Source organism: Saccharothrix isguenensis (genome assembly GCF_052936305.1).
In genome coordinates this window covers 1,160,089-1,176,968 of sequence record NZ_CP193626.1, presented here as the reverse complement: position 1 = coordinate 1,176,968, position 16,880 = coordinate 1,160,089, and the positions used below count along the sequence as shown (strand labels likewise).

At 71.6% G+C, this 16,880-nt stretch carries 17 protein-coding genes; 6 read left to right on the top strand and 11 right to left on the bottom strand.

Annotated elements, in window-relative coordinates:
- Positions 1-33 precede the first annotated feature (33 nt).
- From ACRAKI_RS05700 to clpS, 3 genes are read right to left on the bottom strand one after another with little or no spacing between them, the layout of a single operon-like run.
- Entirely contained in the window at positions 34-603 is a 570-nt protein-coding gene (locus ACRAKI_RS05700; RefSeq protein ID WP_447005994.1) for a peptidase S58, DmpA, read from the bottom strand.
- Positions 603-1,160 (bottom strand): DUF2017 domain-containing protein, encoded by a 558-nt coding sequence (locus ACRAKI_RS05695; protein ID WP_447005993.1) that lies wholly within the window; start codon positions 1,158-1,160, stop codon positions 603-605. The genes ACRAKI_RS05700 and ACRAKI_RS05695 overlap by 1 nt, the downstream gene beginning before the upstream one ends.
- Positions 1,157-1,456, bottom strand: a complete 300-nt coding sequence (gene clpS / locus ACRAKI_RS05690; RefSeq protein WP_447005992.1) for an ATP-dependent Clp protease adapter ClpS — start codon at positions 1,454-1,456, stop codon at positions 1,157-1,159. Before clpS ends, ACRAKI_RS05695 begins: the two co-directional genes overlap by 4 nt.
- Positions 1,457-1,532: 76 nt before the next feature.
- On the opposite strand from clpS, the gene ACRAKI_RS05685 reads away from it, so the two are divergent.
- Positions 1,533-2,807, top strand: a complete 1,275-nt coding sequence (locus tag ACRAKI_RS05685; RefSeq protein WP_447005991.1) for a nicotinate phosphoribosyltransferase — start codon at positions 1,533-1,535, stop codon at positions 2,805-2,807.
- A gap of 11 nt (positions 2,808-2,818) precedes the next feature.
- A complete protein-coding gene (locus tag ACRAKI_RS05680; RefSeq protein WP_447005990.1) occupies positions 2,819-3,388 on the top strand; it encodes a nicotinamidase in 570 nt (189 codons plus the stop codon).
- 127 nt (positions 3,389-3,515) lie between these two features.
- Here the strand turns inward: ACRAKI_RS05680 and ACRAKI_RS05675 are convergent, their stop codons facing one another.
- The 4 genes from ACRAKI_RS05675 to ACRAKI_RS05660 form a co-directional block, all read right to left on the bottom strand.
- Positions 3,516-4,175, bottom strand: coding sequence for a hypothetical protein (locus ACRAKI_RS05675; protein WP_447005989.1), 660 nt, complete (start codon positions 4,173-4,175; stop codon positions 3,516-3,518).
- A 149-nt stretch (positions 4,176-4,324) separates the two neighbouring features.
- Positions 4,325-5,488, bottom strand: a complete 1,164-nt coding sequence (gene wecB / locus ACRAKI_RS05670; RefSeq protein ID WP_447005988.1) for a non-hydrolyzing UDP-N-acetylglucosamine 2-epimerase — start codon at positions 5,486-5,488, stop codon at positions 4,325-4,327.
- A gap of 125 nt (positions 5,489-5,613) precedes the next feature.
- Positions 5,614-5,781, bottom strand: coding sequence for an LPXTG cell wall anchor domain-containing protein (locus ACRAKI_RS05665; RefSeq protein WP_447005987.1), 168 nt, complete (start codon positions 5,779-5,781; stop codon positions 5,614-5,616).
- 3 nt (positions 5,782-5,784) lie between these two features.
- Entirely contained in the window at positions 5,785-6,558 is a 774-nt protein-coding gene (locus ACRAKI_RS05660) for a choice-of-anchor P family protein (RefSeq protein WP_447005986.1), read from the bottom strand.
- A 318-nt stretch (positions 6,559-6,876) separates the two neighbouring features.
- On the opposite strand from ACRAKI_RS05660, the gene xrtP reads away from it, so the two are divergent.
- From xrtP to ACRAKI_RS05640, 4 genes are all read left to right on the top strand, one after another.
- Positions 6,877-7,356 (top strand): exosortase P, encoded by a 480-nt coding sequence (xrtP, locus tag ACRAKI_RS05655; protein WP_447005985.1) that lies wholly within the window; start codon positions 6,877-6,879, stop codon positions 7,354-7,356.
- Between the two features lie 44 nt (positions 7,357-7,400).
- A complete protein-coding gene (locus ACRAKI_RS05650; RefSeq protein WP_447008343.1) occupies positions 7,401-8,711 on the top strand; it encodes a glycosyltransferase family 2 protein in 1,311 nt (436 codons plus the stop codon).
- Between the two features lie 123 nt (positions 8,712-8,834).
- Positions 8,835-9,410: a biotin transporter BioY gene (locus ACRAKI_RS05645; protein WP_447005984.1), complete on the top strand. Its 576-nt coding sequence runs from the start codon at positions 8,835-8,837 to the stop codon at positions 9,408-9,410.
- A gap of 51 nt (positions 9,411-9,461) precedes the next feature.
- Positions 9,462-11,489 (top strand): ATP-dependent DNA helicase, encoded by a 2,028-nt coding sequence (locus ACRAKI_RS05640; RefSeq protein ID WP_447005983.1) that lies wholly within the window; start codon positions 9,462-9,464, stop codon positions 11,487-11,489.
- Positions 11,490-11,513: 24 nt separating this feature from the next.
- On the opposite strand, the gene ACRAKI_RS05635 is transcribed toward ACRAKI_RS05640, so the two are convergent.
- From ACRAKI_RS05635 to ctaD, 4 genes are all read right to left on the bottom strand, one after another.
- Positions 11,514-12,923, bottom strand: a complete 1,410-nt coding sequence (locus tag ACRAKI_RS05635) for a phospholipase D-like domain-containing protein (protein ID WP_447005982.1) — start codon at positions 12,921-12,923, stop codon at positions 11,514-11,516.
- 25 nt (positions 12,924-12,948) lie between these two features.
- Entirely contained in the window at positions 12,949-13,638 is a 690-nt protein-coding gene (locus ACRAKI_RS05630) for a peptidyl-tRNA hydrolase (RefSeq protein WP_447008342.1), read from the bottom strand.
- Between the two features lie 14 nt (positions 13,639-13,652).
- Entirely contained in the window at positions 13,653-14,870 is a 1,218-nt protein-coding gene (gene serB / locus ACRAKI_RS05625; protein ID WP_447008341.1) for a phosphoserine phosphatase SerB, read from the bottom strand.
- Positions 14,871-14,998: 128 nt separating this feature from the next.
- Positions 14,999-16,786 (bottom strand): aa3-type cytochrome oxidase subunit I, encoded by a 1,788-nt coding sequence (gene ctaD / locus ACRAKI_RS05620; RefSeq protein ID WP_447005981.1) that lies wholly within the window; start codon positions 16,784-16,786, stop codon positions 14,999-15,001.
- Positions 16,787-16,880: the final 94 nt, after the last annotated feature.

The window sequence follows — 16,880 nt, the reverse complement described above, 5'->3', positions numbered from 1 at the left end:
GAGTCGCGCGGTCGGGCACCGCGAGTCGTGCGGTCAGGCGGGGTGGGTTGCGCGTTCGAGGGCGTCGGCGGCGGTGGTGCAGAGGTCATTCAGCGGGGTGCCGGTCGGACGTCCGGTGGCCACCGCGAACACGGTCGCCGGCACCGTCACGCCCGCCCGCGCGAACCCGTCGTGCGCCGACATCGCGACCCTTCGGCATTCGGCCGGCCCGACTTCGGCATCGACGACGACGAAACCCACCGCGGTCTCACCGACCACCGCCAACGCCGGCACGTCGAACGGCGAAGCGGCCTCGCACGCCGCATGACCGTCCCCCGGAGCAAGCCCGAGAGCCGCCGCCGCGGGCACGATCGGCACCACCTCGAACGGCCGCGCCCCCACCGGGAACCCGTGCCCCCGCGATGCGAGCCACCGCACGACCCCGTCAGCACAAACGAGGTCACCACCGGCCAACACCACCGCGTGCACCCGCTGCACCAACGTCGACGGGTCCAGCAAGTCCAGCTCACGCGTCCCGACCGGCGCGCCGCGCACGTCCACCCCGGCCACCGCACCGGCGGGCGTCAGCACCACCGCCACCCCCGGCGCACGCCCGAGCAGCATCAGGTCATGACCGCTTCGACCAGCGTCTCCTGCACCCACGTCAGCCAGTGGTACACGCCCAGGTGCGGCGATCGCGGGTCGTCCGGCGGCAGCTCGTCCGGCATCTCGTCCTGCACGTCCAGCGCCGTCCCCAACGCCAACCGCACGTCGTTCAACGCCGACAGCCACGCCTCGGCCTGCTCCAACGCCAACCGCACCTCGCCACCGTCCGGCGGGCACGTCTCCAGCACCACCGCCGCCACACCGGTCTTCTGGTCCAGCAGCTCAGGCTCGTGCAACGACCGCAGCGCGTTGGCCGAATCGACCTCCGCCGGGTCCGGCGCGTCGGGGTCCAACCGGTGGAAGTCGGGCAGCAGCCTGCCCAGGATCGGGTCGTCCGGCGGCGTGGAAGGGCCGGTGCGGATGCCCGTCAGCTCGGCCAGCTCGTCCTGCGGCGCTTCTTCCGCACGTGCCAGCAGCATGTCCTGGATCTGGCTCACCAGGCCGCGCACCACCGCGGCCTCCTGCCGGTCGAACCGGCCCAGCACCTGGTCGCCGGTGCGCGTCCACTTCTTCACGACGAACGCTGCATGGTCGCCCAGAGCCCGGCCGCGTGCAGCCTGGCCACGTCGGCCTCCACCTTGTCCTTGCTCCCCGACGACACGATCGCCCTGCCCTTGTGGTGCACGTCCAGCATCAGCTTGGTGGCGTGGTCGCGGCTGTAACCGAACAGCTTCTGGAACACGTACGTCACGTAGGACATCAGGTTCACCGGGTCGTTCCAGACCAGGGTCTGCCACGGGCGGTCCTCGGTGCGGACCTCCTCGCCGGCCGGGTCAACCTGCGTCCGCTCCTGTTCGACGGGCGTGGTCATACCGCCAATGGTGTCATGTTCCGCTCGGCGGTGGAGCCCGCAGGGCCACCTGTCTCCACGCCTTAGGCTCTGCTCCATGTCGACGTCGCTGTTCACCGACCACTACGAGTTGACGATGCTCGCCGCAGCGCTGCGCGATGGCACCGCCGAGCGGCCGTGCGTGTTCGAGGTCTTCGCCCGGCGGCTGCCCGAGGGCCGGCGGTACGGGGTGGTCGCGGGCACCAGCAGGCTGCTGGACGCGATCGCCGACTTCACGTTCACCGAGCGTGACCTGGAACTGCTGGAGCACACGAACGTGGTCGACCAGGCCACGCTGTCCTGGCTCGCGCACTACCGGTTCACCGGGGACGTGGACGGCTACCCGGAGGGTGAGCTGTACTTCCCCGGCTCGCCGATCCTGTCCGTGCGCGCGCCGTTCGGCGTCGGCGTGGTGCTGGAGACCCTGGCGCTCTCGATCCTCAACCACGACAGCGCGATCGCGTCGGCGGCGGCGCGGATGGTGGGTGCGGCCAACGGTCGGCAGATGATCGAGATGGGGTCGCGCCGGACGCACGAGGAGGCGGCGGTGGCGGCGGCCCGCGCCGCGTTCCTGGCGGGCTTCACGGCCACGTCGAACCTGGAGGCGGCACGGCGGCACGGCATCCCGACCGCCGGGACGTGCGCGCACGCGTTCACGCTGGTGCACGACACCGAGGAGTCGGCGTTCCGGTCGCAGATCGAGGCGTTGGGCGTGGACACGACCCTCCTGGTGGACACCTACGACATCACGAACGGCATCAACACCGCCGTGCGGGTCGCGGGACCGTCGCTGGGCTCGGTGCGGATCGACTCCGGTGACCTGGGTGTGCTGGCGCGGCAGGCGCGGGAGCAGCTGGACTCGTTGGGGGCGCGGAACACCCGGATCGTGGTGTCCGGCGACCTGGACGAGTACTCGATCGCGATGCTGCGGGCCGAGCCGGTGGACGCGTACGGCGTGGGCACGTCCGTGGTGACGGGGTCCGGCGCGCCGACCGCGGGCATGGTCTACAAGCTGGTCGAGGTGGACGGGCGGGCGGTCGCCAAGCGCAGTTCGCACAAGGAGTCTCGGGGTGGGCGCAAGAGCTCGCTGCGTCGGCACAAGGAGACCGGGACGGCGCTGGAGGAGGTCGTGTTCTCGCACGACTCGGTGCCGGAAACGGGTCCGCACGACCGGCTGCTCGCGGTGCCGCTGATCCGTGCTGGACAACGGGTGGACGGTCTGGACACCCTGTCCGAGAGCCGGGAACGACTTCGTGCCGCCCTGGTGACCGTGCCGTGGGAGGGCCTGAAGCTGTCCCGCGGCGAGCCCGCGATTCCGACGACGTTCCTGTGAAGGGGGCTCCGATGAGCAAGGCGCTGATCGTGGTGGACGTGCAGAACGACTTCTGCGAGGGCGGTTCGCTGGCGGTGGCCGGCGGTTCGTCCGTGGCGGCGGCCATCTCGGCGCACGTCGCTTCGTCGTCGTACGACCACGTGGTGGCCACGCGGGACTACCACGTGGACCCCGGGCCGCACTTCAGCGAGACGCCGGACTTCGTGGACTCGTGGCCGGTGCACTGCGTGGCGGGGACGGCGGGGGCGTCGTTCCACCCGGAGCTGGACGTCACGGTGGTGGAGGCGGTGTTCTCCAAGGGCGCTTACGCGGCGGCGTACTCGGGGTTCGAGGGCTCGTCCGGGGCGGGTGAGTCGCTGGAGGACTGGCTGCGGGCGCGAGGGGTCGAGCAGGTGGACGTGGTGGGCATCGCCACCGACCACTGCGTGCGGGCGACCGCGTTGGACGCCGCCGAGGCCGGGTTCACGACGACCGTGCTGCTGGACCTGACGGCGGGTGTGGCGCAGGGGTCCGTGGACAGCGCGTTGACGCGGTTGGACGAGGCGGGCGTGACGCTGGCGGGGACGCCGCGCGTCGGCTGACGTACCGCGGCGGGGCACCTCGAACCGTGGTTCGAGGTGCCCCGCCGTGCGACTCGCGGTGTCTGAGTGGGCGACTCGCGGTGCCTGAGTGGAGGACTCGCGTGTTGTGAGCGTTGGGCTCTTGTGGTCAGGGGGTGGGGGAGCAGGCGGTTTCGCCTAGGCGTACCTCGCCGGTGACGGTGGACGCCTCGGTGAAGCGGATGTGCAGCATGGTGATGGCGATGCTGCCGTCGTTCGGGTCGGGCAGGACCGTCTCGCCGAAGGTCGCGGTGGCCAGGACGGTGCCGTCGGACGTGGTGACCTGGTGGACGTAGTTGGGCGGGATCTCCTGGGGCAGGCCGGGGAAGCCGCGCAGGCCGCCGATCGACCAGCCCGCGTGCGTGCCGGACTCGGTGCCGGTGCAGGTGACCTTCCAGTTCGCCACGCGCAGCCGCGGACCACCCGCGGACAGCAGCGCGGACAGCTCGAAATCGGTGCCGATCGCCTCGGACGTCGTGGTGGTCGTGCCGTTCGCCTCGTCCACGACCGCCGTGGTGCACGTGGACGTGCCGGCGCCGAACCGGACGCCCTGTCGGACCACCGCCTCGGACTGGTTCGACGTCGTGCCGTCCACCGCGCACGGCGCCAGCGGCGGCACGCTGACCAGCGTGCCTGCCTTGGTGAACTCGGCCGAGCCGACCGACGCGACCCCCGCCGGGTTGGCCGCCCACGCGGGCGGTGCGGCGACGAGGCCGAGCACGAGCGCCGCGGTCAGCGCCCCGACCCGGCGCGCTCGGATCTGCTTCATGGTGTTGCCCTTCTCGCTTTCACCAGGACCTGGCGAACCCAGGCCCCAGGAACTACCGAACTTCGTGCCCGAGCGCTAACAATCTCGGCCACACACCACCCGCAAGGGGAAAACCAATACCCGGTCGAGTGATGAATAACGGTCTGCGCTCAGCACGGAATGCGCAGCGGCAGCGGCGAGGTGGAGAAATCACTCGGCAGACCGACCAGTCGTTCCAACGCGCTGCGCACCCGGGACGCGGCGGAGCCGTCGCCGAACGGGTTGTGCCCCAGCGGCAGCCGCAGCCGGGAGCCGAGCACCCAGCCGGCCTCGGCGATGATCCGGATCGGGTCGGTCCCGACCAGCCACGCGCAGCCCGCGTCCACCGCGGCCATCCGCTCGGTCGTGTCGCGCAGCACCAGCACCGGCACGCCGAACGACGGCGCCTCCTCCTGGATGCCACCGGAGTCGGTCAGCACCAGCGCGGCCCGGCGCAGCGCCCGCACCAGGTCCGAGTAGTCCAACGGCTCGGTCACCACGATCCGGTCGTGCCCGCCGAGCACGTCGCGCGCCGCCGCCCGGACGACCGGGTTCGGGTGGACGGGCAGCAGCACGCGCACGTCGGGGTGCCGGTCGGCGATCGCCCGCACGGAGCGCAGCACGCGTTCCAGCGGCTCGCCCCACGACTCGCGCCGGTGCACGGTGACCAGCACCAGGCGCTCGGAGCGCTCGTCCAGCACGCGTTCGAGCAGCGCCAGGGCCGGGTCGCGGGCGGGCTGGTCGGCGAGGGCGATCCCCTGCACCGCGTCGACCACCGTGTTCCCGGTGACCACGATCTCGCGGTCCGGCAGGTTCTCGCCGACGAGCGACGCGGCGGCGTCGTCGGTCGGCGCGAGGTGCAGCGAGGCGATCCGGGCGATCATCTGCCGGGTGCCCTCCTCCGGGAACGGTCCCGCGAGGTCGCCGGTGCGCAGACCGGCTTCGAGGTGGGCCACCGGGATGCCGCGCCAGAACGCCGCGAGCGCGCCGGCCAGCGCGGTGGTGGTGTCGCCCTGGACGAGGACGACGGCCGGGCCGCGCGTGCACAGCACCCGGTCGAACTCCGGCACCAGGCGGGCCACCAGCTCGGCCTGGCTGCCGCTGAGCCGGGGCACGTCCAACTCGACGTTCACGACCAGGCCGAACGCGCGCAGCGCCTGCTCCACCATGCCCGCGTGCTGTCCACTGTGGATGATCACGGGTCGGAGCACCGGGTGGTCGGCCAGCGCGAGCGCCACCGGCGCTATCTTCACCGCCTCGGGTCGGGTGCCCGCCAGCAGCACGACTTCCTTCACCTTGCTCCCTTCGCTCGAAACGCCTTCAGGTGCTCCAGGCGGCTTCACCGGATGTCGGGTGGGTTCGGGGAGTGCGGTGCCCCGGCGCACGACTGGGGGTCGGCGCGCGCCGGGGCACTCGCCCGCTACTCGTCGGTTGTGGGTCGTCGCCTGCGCACCGCGTGGGTCAGGAACAGGCCGGACACGAGGAGCACCACGCCGGCCACCACCCACCACGTGACGCCGGCGCCGGTCGCCGCCAACGAGCCGATTCCGGTGCCGACCGCGACGCCGCTGCCGGGGACCTTGTACATGCCTCAGACCGCCCGGAGGTCGTGCCGGCGGCGGAGTGCCACGGCGGCGACGGGGACGCCGAACAGGGCGAGCAGGCCGAGCCCGATCCACAGCCCCGCGCCGGAGGCCATCGGGATGGGCAGGCCGGCCGGGCCGCAGGTGGCCGACGACACCACCAGGTCGCCGGTGCCGACGGAGCCGAGCACGCCGCCGAGGAGGGTGACGTGGACGGCGTTGACCGTCAGGCTGCCGTCCGCGTTGCGGACCTGCTCGTTGAAGACGATCTTCGCGATGTCCACGCCGAGGAGGTCGACCTGCACGGTGGTGTTGGGCGCGGGCTCGGCGTCGACCGCGCCCAGCCGGCCGAGGTCCAGCCCGACCAGCTTCGACCTGCCGGTCACGCCGGCCTGGGTGGCGTCGCACTCGGCTTCCACCAGTTCGGCGGACACACCGCCGGTGACGGCCTGGAGCAGCTCCAGCCGCACGTCGGCGGTGGAGGCTCTCGAGTGGACGCCGCCGGTGTCGTCGTCCCTGGACGCGGACGCGTTGATCACACCGGTCCTGAGGACGTCCGGCAGGTCCACACCCACGAAGGTGTTGGACGTGGGTCCGTTCGCGTCGGCGGCGGCGAACGGTCCGGCCGACACGGCGTCACTGCCGAGCAGCGACAGGTCGAGCTTCACGCCGTAGGCCGAGGCGTCTCCGGGTGCCGCCGAGGCAGGCGCGGCGCCGACCACCAGCGCCGCGACGGCGACCAGTGCGGCCACCGCGGCGCGACGCGTCATTCGCACACGCATGGGGGTCCTTTCTCGAAACGTTATCTTGCGAGTAATTGCTCCTATCGGCGTTCCTCCCGTCGGATTAAGGGTTACTGACCGTAAAGAGGGACTGCGTCCACTCGAATCGCCCAATCGACACCACCGAACGTGGGCCAACTGCCCGGAAATCCGGTGAACCGTCACTCGATCCGGGGGTGAAGTTCGCTCTATGACGCTCCGATGACCTCCAAGCAGCCCTATCGGGCGATCCCCGATCGATCGCGAACTCGGACCAACTCGAACGAAAGGACCCGTTCAGTGGCGTGCGCCGTACCCCGCACCGAACCTCTCAATCGGGTGATCGTCATCGCACTGGTAGCGGCTGCGGCCGGGCTCGTGCTGGCCCACCGCGCCTACCGGACGGCCGAGATCGTGCTGTCCGGGCTGCTGCTCGACGCGCTGGGCTCGGACGGCGTGGAGGTCGTCGCGTCGCGGCAGACCGTGTACTTCGGGCTCGGCTCGGACAGCCCGCTCGGCCTGCGGATGACGCCGGAGTGCACGTCGGCGTTCCTGGTCCTGCCGCTGCTCGTGGTCGGCGCGGTGATGATCGCGTTGCGGCCCCGGATCACCCGGCGGGTGCTGTTCGCGCTGGCGGTGGCCGCCCTCGCGGTGGTCCTGGTGAACCAGTTCCGGGTGTTGACGCTGGTCGGGCTGGTCAAGTGGCTCGGCGTGGACACCGGCTACTACTGGGGCCACACCCTGCTCGGCTCGATGGTGAGCGTGTTCGGCGGCGCTGCCGCGCTGGTCGCGTTCGTGTGGTTGGCGACGCGGAGGTGACCCTCGACGTCCTGCTGGGGTTCACCCAGGCGTTGGCGCTGACGATGAGCGTGGCGTTCGTGACGTACGTGTTCCTCATCGTCGTCCCGTACCTGCGGCACGAGGCGCAGCCGGTCGGCCGGGCCGGCGCGTTCGAGTGGCACTTCCTGGTGCCCTGCCGGGACGAGGAGGCCGTCATCGGCGACACGGTCCGGTACCTGCGGGGAGCCTTCCCCACCGCGCACGTGTGGGTCATCGACGACGACTCCGACGACGGCACGGTGGCCGTCGTGCACGGCTTCCGGGACGACCCGAACATCCACCTCGTGCGCCGCCACCGGCCGCACGCGCGCACCGGCAAGGGCGACGCGCTGAACGACGCCTACCGGACGCTGAAGCTGTGGATGGGCCGGCACGCCGACACCGACCGCGCCGTCACCGTCGTGGTGGACGCCGACGGGCGGCCCGCGCCGAACTGCCTGGAGGTGTGCGCGGCGGACCACCTGTTCGGCGACGCCACGATCGGCGCGGTGCAGGTGGACGTGCGGATGGTGAACGCGGGCGTGCGGCAGGAGGGCGTGCCGGGGTGGCGGCGGTTGGTCGGCGGCTTGCTGGTGCGGATGCAGGACCTGGAGTTCCGCACCGCGATCGCGGCGATCCAGCTGTCGCGCGGGGTGACCGGCACGATCTCCATGGGCGGCAACGGGCAGTTCACCCGGCTGTCGGCGCTCGACTCCATCGCCGGGCCGGCCGGCCGGCCGTGGCGCGGGTCGTTGCTGGAGGACTTCGAGCTCGGCGTGCACCTGCTGACCGCCGGGTGGCGCACCGGGTTCACCATGGACACGCACGTGCACCAGGAGGGTCTGTACAGCCTGCGGAGGTTCCTCGCGCAACGCACGCGGTGGGGGCAGGGGACCATGCAGTGCATGCGCTACGTGCGGCGGATCTGGGCCTCGCCGCACCTGTCGACGTTGGGCGCGGCGGAGATGATGTACTACCTGGCCCAGCCGTGGATGCAGCTGCTGGGGACGCTCATCTACCCCATCCCGCTGATCCTGCTGGGTCACCGCGCGGCGAGCGAGCCGGGCGAGGTGTGGGCGTGGTTCGTCGAGGGCGCGTGGATCCTGTTCGCGGTGTACGGGATGTTCGGCCTGCTGCCGTTCGTCCTGTGGGGACCGGTGTACCGCAAGCGATGCCAGCCCTCGCTCGGCTTGTGGCGCGCGGTGGGCTACGGCTTCGTGTACGCGATCTACATCTACACGTTCTACATCACGTCGTGGCGAGCGGTCGTCCGGTTGGCGCGCGGGCGCAACGGGTGGACCAAGACCCGGCGGAACACCGAACGGATCACGGGCAAGGTGGCGCTCGACCGCTGACGTCGTGCGGCGTGGTCCCGGGGTCCGGCGTGACGTGCCCGACTTTGTCGGGGTTCGACGAAGACCGGACCGGTGACCGGCGGTTAACCTCCCGGAGAAGTCGATCCTCTGGGAGGTCCACAAGTGTCCGTCCTCGCCGTTCCCGGCCGCCGCGCGGTGCTCGCCGACCTGGTACCGGGCGCCCTCGCGCGTGACATCGCCCTGGTCGTCGCGGGCGCCGGGCTGACCGGCCTGGCTGCCCAGGTCGTGCTGCCCGTGCCGGGCAGCCCCGTGCCGCTCACCGGCCAGACGTTCGCCGCCCTGCTGGTGGGCGCCGCCCTCGGGTGGCAGCGCGGTGGCGCGTCGATGGTGCTCTACCTGATCGCCGGCATGGCGGGTGTGCCGTGGTTCCAGGGCGGGTCGTCGGGCACGCCCGCGTCGCTCGGGTACGTGGTCGGGTTCGTGTTCGCCGCCGCGATGGTCGGCCACCTCGCCGCGCGGGGCGGTGACCGGACGCCGTTGCGCACCGTCGGCACGATGGCGGCGGGCAACCTGGCGATCTACGCGTGCGGCGTGCCGTGGCTGATGGCCGCGGCCGGGGTCGGGTTCGGCAAGGCGCTGCAGCTGGGCGTGACGCCGTTCCTGCTGGGTGACGCGCTGAAGATCGCCCTCGCCGCCGGTCTCCTCCCCGCCGCGTGGGCGCTGATCAACCGCAAGTGACCGCGAGAGTCCCGGACCGGGATGACGGTGTGGGCGGGTACGGTCTTCGCCGTGCCCGCCACCACCGCCATCCCCGACACCCGGACGCTGCTCGCCGTTGCCGTGGAGGCGGTGGGCGGAGCCGAACGCCAGGGTCAGGTGGACATGGCGGAGGCGGTCGAGCGGGCCATCCGGACGGGCGAGCACCTGGCCGTCCAGGCGGGCACCGGAACCGGCAAGTCGCTGGCGTACCTGGTGCCGGCCCTGCGGCACGCGGTGGCCGAGGAGTCCACGGTCGTCATCTCCACCGCCACCATCGCGCTGCAACGCCAGCTGGTCGACCGCGACCTGCCCAGGCTCGCCAAGGCGTTGCGCAAGGAGCTGGGCCGCGAGCCGCGGTTCGCCATCCTCAAGGGCCGCCGCAACTACCTGTGCATGCACCGCCTGCACACCGGTGCGCCGGACGAGCCGGAGGACGCGGGCCTGTTCGACCCGTTCGCGGTGTCCAAGATGGGCCGCGAGGTCAAGCGCCTGCACGAGTGGTCGTCCGACACCGAGACCGGTGACCGCGACGAACTCGTGCCCGGCGTGACGGACCAGGCGTGGCGACAGGTCTCGGTGACGGCGCGCGAGTGCCTGGGCGTGAACAAGTGCCCGATCGGCGTCGACTGCTTCGCGGAGAAGGCGCGGGCCGTCGCGGGCAAGGCGGACGTCGTGGTGACGAACCACGCGATGCTCGCGGTGGACGCGCTGGAGGGTTACCAGGTCCTGCCGGACCACGACGTGGTCGTGATCGACGAGGCGCACGACCTGGTCGACCGGGTGACGTCGGTGGCGACCGAGGAGCTGAGCGCGTCCCTCGTCGCCACGGCCGCGCGGCGGTGCGGGCGGCTCATCGACCAGGGCGTGGCCGACCGGATGGCCGAGGCGAGCGACGGCCTGGCGATGGTCCTGGAGGACCTGCCGGTGGGTCGGCTCGACAGCCTGCCGCAGGCGTTGGCGGGCGCCGTGCGCGCCACGAAGGACGCGGCGCACGCGTGCATCACGTCGTTGGGGCCGGAGCGCAAGGAGGACGTGGACGGCGCGACGTCCCGCAAGCTGGCGCTGTCGCTGCTGGACGACGTGCACGACTGCGCGGCGCGGATCCTGGGCGCGTTCGACGAGGACCACGACGTGGTGTGGGTGTCGGGCGACTTCGCGGACCGGAACAAGCCGCCGTCGCTGCGGGTGGCGCCGTTGGGGGTCGGCGGGCTGCTGCGCGAGCGGCTGTTCGGGAAGCGGACCACGGTGCTGACGTCGGCGACCCTGACGTTGGGCGGCACGTTCGACACGTTGGCGCGGCAGTGGGGGCTGCCGGCGGCGTCCGGAGCGAAGAAGGCCGAGGGGACGGCGACCGACAAGGAACCGCCCTCGGACACGAGCGGGCCGCGGTGGAGCGGGCTGGACGTCGGGTCGCCGTTCGAGCACGGGACCAGCGGCATCCTCTACGTGGCCCGGCACCTGCCGCCGCCGGGGCGCGACGGCCTGCCACCGTCCTACGTGGACGAGATCGAGGGCTTGGTGAACGCGGCGGGCGGGCGCACGCTGGGGCTGTTCTCCTCCATGCGCGCGGCGAAGGCGGCAGCCGAGGCGTTGCGCGGCAAGGTCGACTACCCGGTGCTGTGCCAGGGTGACGACGCCACCGGGCAGTTGGTGAAGCGGTTCGCCGAGGACGCGGAGACGTGCCTGTTCGGGACGCTGTCGCTGTGGCAGGGCGTGGACGTGCCGGGGCCGGCGCTGTCGCTGGTGGTGATGGACCGCATCCCGTTCCCGCGACCGGACGACCCGTTGGCGTCGGCGCGGCAGAAGGCGGTGGAGTCCCGGGGCGGCAACGGTTTCCTCACCGTGGCGGCGACCCACGCGGCTCTGCTGCTGGCCCAGGGCGCCGGGCGGCTGCTGCGGTCGATGAACGACAAGGGCGTGGTGGCCGTCCTCGACCCGCGCCTGGCGACCGCGCGTTACGGCGGGTTCCTGCGGGCGTCGCTGCCGCCGTTCTGGACGACGTACGACCCGGAGGTCGTGAAGGCGGCGCTGAAGCGCCTCGACGCGGCCAACAACTGACCGCGTTCCGCGGCTCGCGCCGGGTCAGCCGTCCACCAGCAGGCCGCGCAGTGGCCCTTCCAGGCGGCCGGCTCGGCGGGAGACGCCGGGCAGGGCGGTGATGCGGTGCTTGCCGGGGGCGCTCAGGGTGGGGCGCCAGAGGGTGTCGACCACGTCGTGCGGTGGGCCGGAGACCTCGGACTCCGGGAGTTGCAGGTGTTCCGACCACAGCCGCAGGCGCGTGTCGCGGGCGATCCCGGCGTCGTCGGTCACCACGTTGACCTCGGTGTCGTTGAACAGCGAGTGCTCGTTCAGGTTGGCCGAGCCGACGGACACCCAGCGGTCGTCCACGATCGCCAGCTTGGCGTGCACGTAGACCGAGGAGGACGTCTCGCCGTCGTGCGAGGTGAGGGTGCCGGCGACGAGGCGACGGCTGCCGTCGTCGGCGTCCAGCAGCCGGCCCAGCTGGCCACGGGTCGTGTCGGCGCCGTTGGTCGGCTTGCGCGGCAGAACCATGACGACGCGGAATCGCGGGTCCGGCGGGGTGCGCAGCTTCTCGATCAGCACCTCGGTGATCTCCGGCGACCACAGGAACTGGTTCTCCAGGTAGACCAGCCGGGTGGCCGAGCGCAAAGCCCGCAGGTACGAGTCGAGCAGGCTGAAGTCACCGCGGTCGGCGAACTCGTAGGTGCGCTCCGGGACCGTCCGCACGAGCTGCGCCGACGACGACCCGACCGGGGCCGGCGGCGTCGGCCGGGGCAGGGGCTCCCCCGCGATCTCCTGCCACCGCTGCCGGAAGTGCTCCGCGACGTCCGCGACCACCGGTCCTTCGAGCCGCGTGCCCAGGTCGTGCCAGCCCAACTGCTCCCGGGGCGGGTGGGACGCGGAGTCGTGCCGGTCGCCCTCCAGCGCGGTCAGGTCCATGCCGCCGACGAACGCCACCTCGTCGTCCACCACCACGATCTTCTCGTGGTGGCAGTGGAACGTCCGCTCCCGCGCGTCCAGCACGCACGACACCGCGCTGTCGCGCATGAACTCCCGCCGGGCCTCCTCCACCCGCGCACGGGTCGGCTCGAACAGCGGCAGCGGCGGACCCGCCCACAGCAGCACCCGGACCGATGCCCGCTCCGCGACGGACGCCAGCAACTCGCGCAGCGTCGGCGAGCCGGGCGACCGGGTCAGGCGGAAGTCCGGGCTGGCGCACCACCCGGCGATGTGCACGGACCGCCGCGCCGACGAGATGGCCGACGCGATCGCGGGCAGCAGCTCGTGCCCGTCGATCAGCACCTCGACCCGGTTGCCGGAACGCACCGGCCGACTGGGCGTCCACCAGCCGGTTCCCGGCTCCAGCACCGAGCCCCACCCCAGCTTCCGCAGCCGCCGGGCGTGGTGCGCGCACATCAGGCTCTCCAGCCCGTCACCGAGCTTGGCGTCCAGCACGTCCAACAGGCCCACGTCGGGGATGGTTACCGCGAATCGGTCAGCCGAAACGTCGGTTCACGGCCACGGTGGCGGTTCCGGGCGCCACCTCGGTGAACCCGGCGTCCCGCACGAGCACGACGTCCGGCCTGGCCACCAGGGCGTTCCACGCCGCCACCGGCGGTGTGCGGACGGCACACCGGTAGTCGGCCGCCGCCCACTCCTTCAGCTCGGCCTCGGTCAGGTGCGGCGCGAGCAGCATCGACGCGTGGCCGACCTGGGCCGCCGCCTTGCCCGCCGTCATCTCGACCCGGGGGTTGAGCCACAGCTCGTACGCCCCGGCGGGCACCGGGCCGGGCTCGTCCGGCGGCAGCTCGCTGCCCGAGATCTGCAACCGGCTCAGCTCCTTGGGCAGGTCCACGACCCGCCCCGGCACGAACGCCCGCACCGACGCGTCGCCCACCGTGATCGTCACGCCCGGCAACGCCTGCACGGCCTCCCAGTGCGCGCCACGAGCCCGCCGCGTCACCTTCCGGATCCGCCCGCGCACCCACTCCACCAGGTCGTCGTGCCACTCCCCGCCCGGCTCGGCGCGCTCGTCCAGGCAGACCGCGATGGCGACAGCCGCCGCGGCCTCCAGCAGTTCCGTCCGGGACGGCGGCGCGGACTTCTCGATCCGCAGCACCACCGGCATCGCCCGCACCGACTCCGGGTCCTCGGCGTCGGTCGAGTAGTGCCGCTCCACCAGCATCCGCAGGATCGGGTTCACAGCCGGTTCAGCTCCAGCCCGTCCGCCGCGTCCGCGGCCTCCACCTCCGCACGCGTCACGCCGAGCACGAACAGCACGGCGTCCAGGAACGGGTGCGACAACGCGGTGTCCGCGACCTCGCGCAACGCGGGCTTGGCGTTGAACGCGATGCCCAGCCCGGCCGCGCCCAGCATGTCGATGTCGTTCGCGCCGTCACCGACCGCGACCGTCTGCGCCAGCGTGATGCCCTGCTCGTCCGCGAACCGCCGCAGCGCGACCGCCTTGGCCGCCCGGTCCACCACCTCGCCGACGACCCGCCCGGTCAGCTTCCCGTCCACGACCTCCAGCTCGTTGGCCGCGCAGAAGTCCAACCCGAGGTCGTCCACCAGCCGCTGGATGACGCGGGTGAACCCACCGGACACGACACCGCAGCGGAACCCGAGCCGCTTCAACGTCCGGATGGTCGTCCGGGCGCCGGGCGTCAGCTCCAACGACTCGGCGACCTCGTCCAGCACCGACTCGTCCAGGCCCTCCAGCAGCGCCACCCGCTGCCGCAGCGACTCGGTGAAGTCCAGCTCGCCGCGCATCGCCCGGTCGGTGATCTCCTTGACCTGCGGCTCCACCCCGACGTGCGCGGCCAGCATCTCGATCACCTCGCCCTGGATCAGCGTGGAGTCGACGTCGAACACCACCAGCCGCTTCGCCCGCCTGGTCAGCCCTGCCCGCTCCACCGCGATGTCCAGCCCACCGCGCACCGACACCTCGGCCAGCGCCGACCGCAGCTGCGCGTCGCTCTCCGGCGTGTCGTCGGCTACGGAAACCCGCAGTTCGAGACCCGTCACGGGGTAGTCGGCCACGCCACGGATCGCGTCGATGTTCACCCCGAGGGACGCCAGCCGCCGCGCCACCTCGGTGAACGCGCGGGCGGTGACCGGGCGGCCGAGCAGGATCAGCACGTGGCTGGACTCCAGCCGGGCGGTGCGCTTCGAGTCGGCGCCGATCTCCACCTCGACGTGCATGGACACCGTCGCCATCGCCTGCTCGACGGCCTCCTGCAGGCCCTCCGGGTCGTGCTCTGCGGCGACGAGCACGCCGAGCACCAGCCGGCCGCGGATGACGACCTGCTCGACGTCGAGGATCTCCACGCCGTGCCGGGTGAGCACCGCGAACAGCACCGAGGACACCCCCGGCTTGTCCGGTCCGGTGACCGTGATCAGGACGGGCGTGGCGCTGATCTTGATCCCACTCATCTTGATCCCACTGGGCTTGGTCACTGATGGCTCCTATGCCAGACAGCGACGAGCCCCGGCGACCAGGACGGTCGTCGGGGCTCGTCGTTGAACCTGCGCTCAGGTTACAAGCGTCACTTGTGGTCGCCCTCGGTGTCCGCCGAGGGTGTGCCGGACTGCACAGCGCCCGCGGCCACCTCGGACGGCGCGCGCTTGGCGTCCTCGTGCGCGATCGCCCTGCCGGTGAACGTCACGTGCGCCTCGTCGTGCAGCCGCTCGATCATGTGCGGGTAGTGCAGCTCGAACGCCGGGCGGGCCGAGCGGATGCGCGGCAGCTCGGTGAAGTTGTGCCGCGGCGGCGGGCAGGACGTGGCCCACTCCAGGGAGTTGCCGAAGCCCCACGGGTCGTCGACCGTGACCTTCTCGCCGTAGCGGTAGCTCTTGAAGATGTTCCAGATGAACGGCAGCGTGGACGCGCCGAGGATGTACGCGCCGACCGTCGAGATCATGTTCAGCGTGGTGAAGCCGTCGCCGGCCAGGTAGTCCGCGTACCGGCGCGGCATGCCCTCGTTGCCCAGCCAGTGCTGCACCAGGAACGTGGCGTGGAAGCCGAGGAAGGTGGTCCAGAAGTGGAGCTTGCCCAGCGGCTCGTCCAGCATCCGGCCGGTGATCTTCGGGAACCAGAAGTAGATGCCCGCGAAGGTGGCGAACACGATCGTGCCGTACAGCACGTAGTGGAAGTGCGCGACCACGAAGTACGTGTCGGAGACGTGGAAGTCGATCGCCGGCGCGGCCAGCAGGATGCCGGACAGGCCGCCGAAGAGGAACGTGACGATGAAGCCGATGCTGAACAGCATCGGGGACTCGAACGTCAGCTGCCCCTTCCACATCGTGCCGATCCAGTTGAAGAACTTGATCCCGGTGGGCACCGCGATCAGGAACGTCATGAACGCGAAGAACGGCAGCAGCACAGCGCCGGTGGCGTACATGTGGTGCGCCCACACGGCCACGGACAGCGCCGCGATGCCCAGGGTCGCGTAGACCAGGCCGTTGTAGCCGAAGATCGGCTTGCGGCTGAACACCGGGAAGATCTCCGAGACGATGCCGAAGAACGGCAGCGCGACGATGTAGACCTCCGGGTGCCCGAAGAACCAGAAGAGGTGCTGCCACAGGATCACGCCGCCGTTGGCGGGGTCGAACACGTGGGCGCCGAGGTGGCGGTCGGCCAGCAGGCCGAACAGCGCGGCGGTCAGGATCGGGAACGCCAGCAGCACCAGCACGGACGTCACCAGGATGTTCCAGGTGAAGATCGGCATCCGGAACATGGTCATGCCGGGCGCCCGGAGGCAGACCACGGTGGTGATCATGTTGACCGCGCCGAGGATGGTGCCCAGACCGCCGACGATCAGGCCGGTGATCCACAGGTCGGCACCGACGCCGGGCGAGTGGATGGCGTTCGACAGCGGGGTGTAGGCGAACCAGCCGAAGTCGGCCGCGCCGCCCGGCGTGAGGAAGCCGCCCATCACGATCAGGCCGCCGAACAGGTACAGCCAGTACGAGAAGGCGTTGAGCCGCGGGAACGCGACGTCCGGCGAACCGATCTGGAGCGGCAGGATGAAGTTGGCGAAGCCGAACACGATGGGGGTCGCGTAGAGCAGCAGCATCACCGTGCCGTGCATGGTGAACAGCTGGTTGAACTGCTCCTGCGACAGGAACTGCATACCCGGGCGTGCCAGCTCGGTCCGCATCAGCATGGCCATCGCGCCGCCCACCATGAAGAAGGCGAACGACGTGACCAGGTACATGATCCCGATTTGCTTGTGGTCCGTGGTGCGGAACATCCGCAGCAGGAACGAACCCTTGACCGCGTCGCGAGTCCCGAAGGGCCGCGTCGCGATCGGCTGCGGGGCTACGGCCGTCACGGTGCCTCCTGCACTGTCTGGTTCTGGCATTGCCGGTGGGTGGCGCCGCCGGCTCATCGGATCGTAGACGGCGGTGTCACGGGGGTCCGCGCTG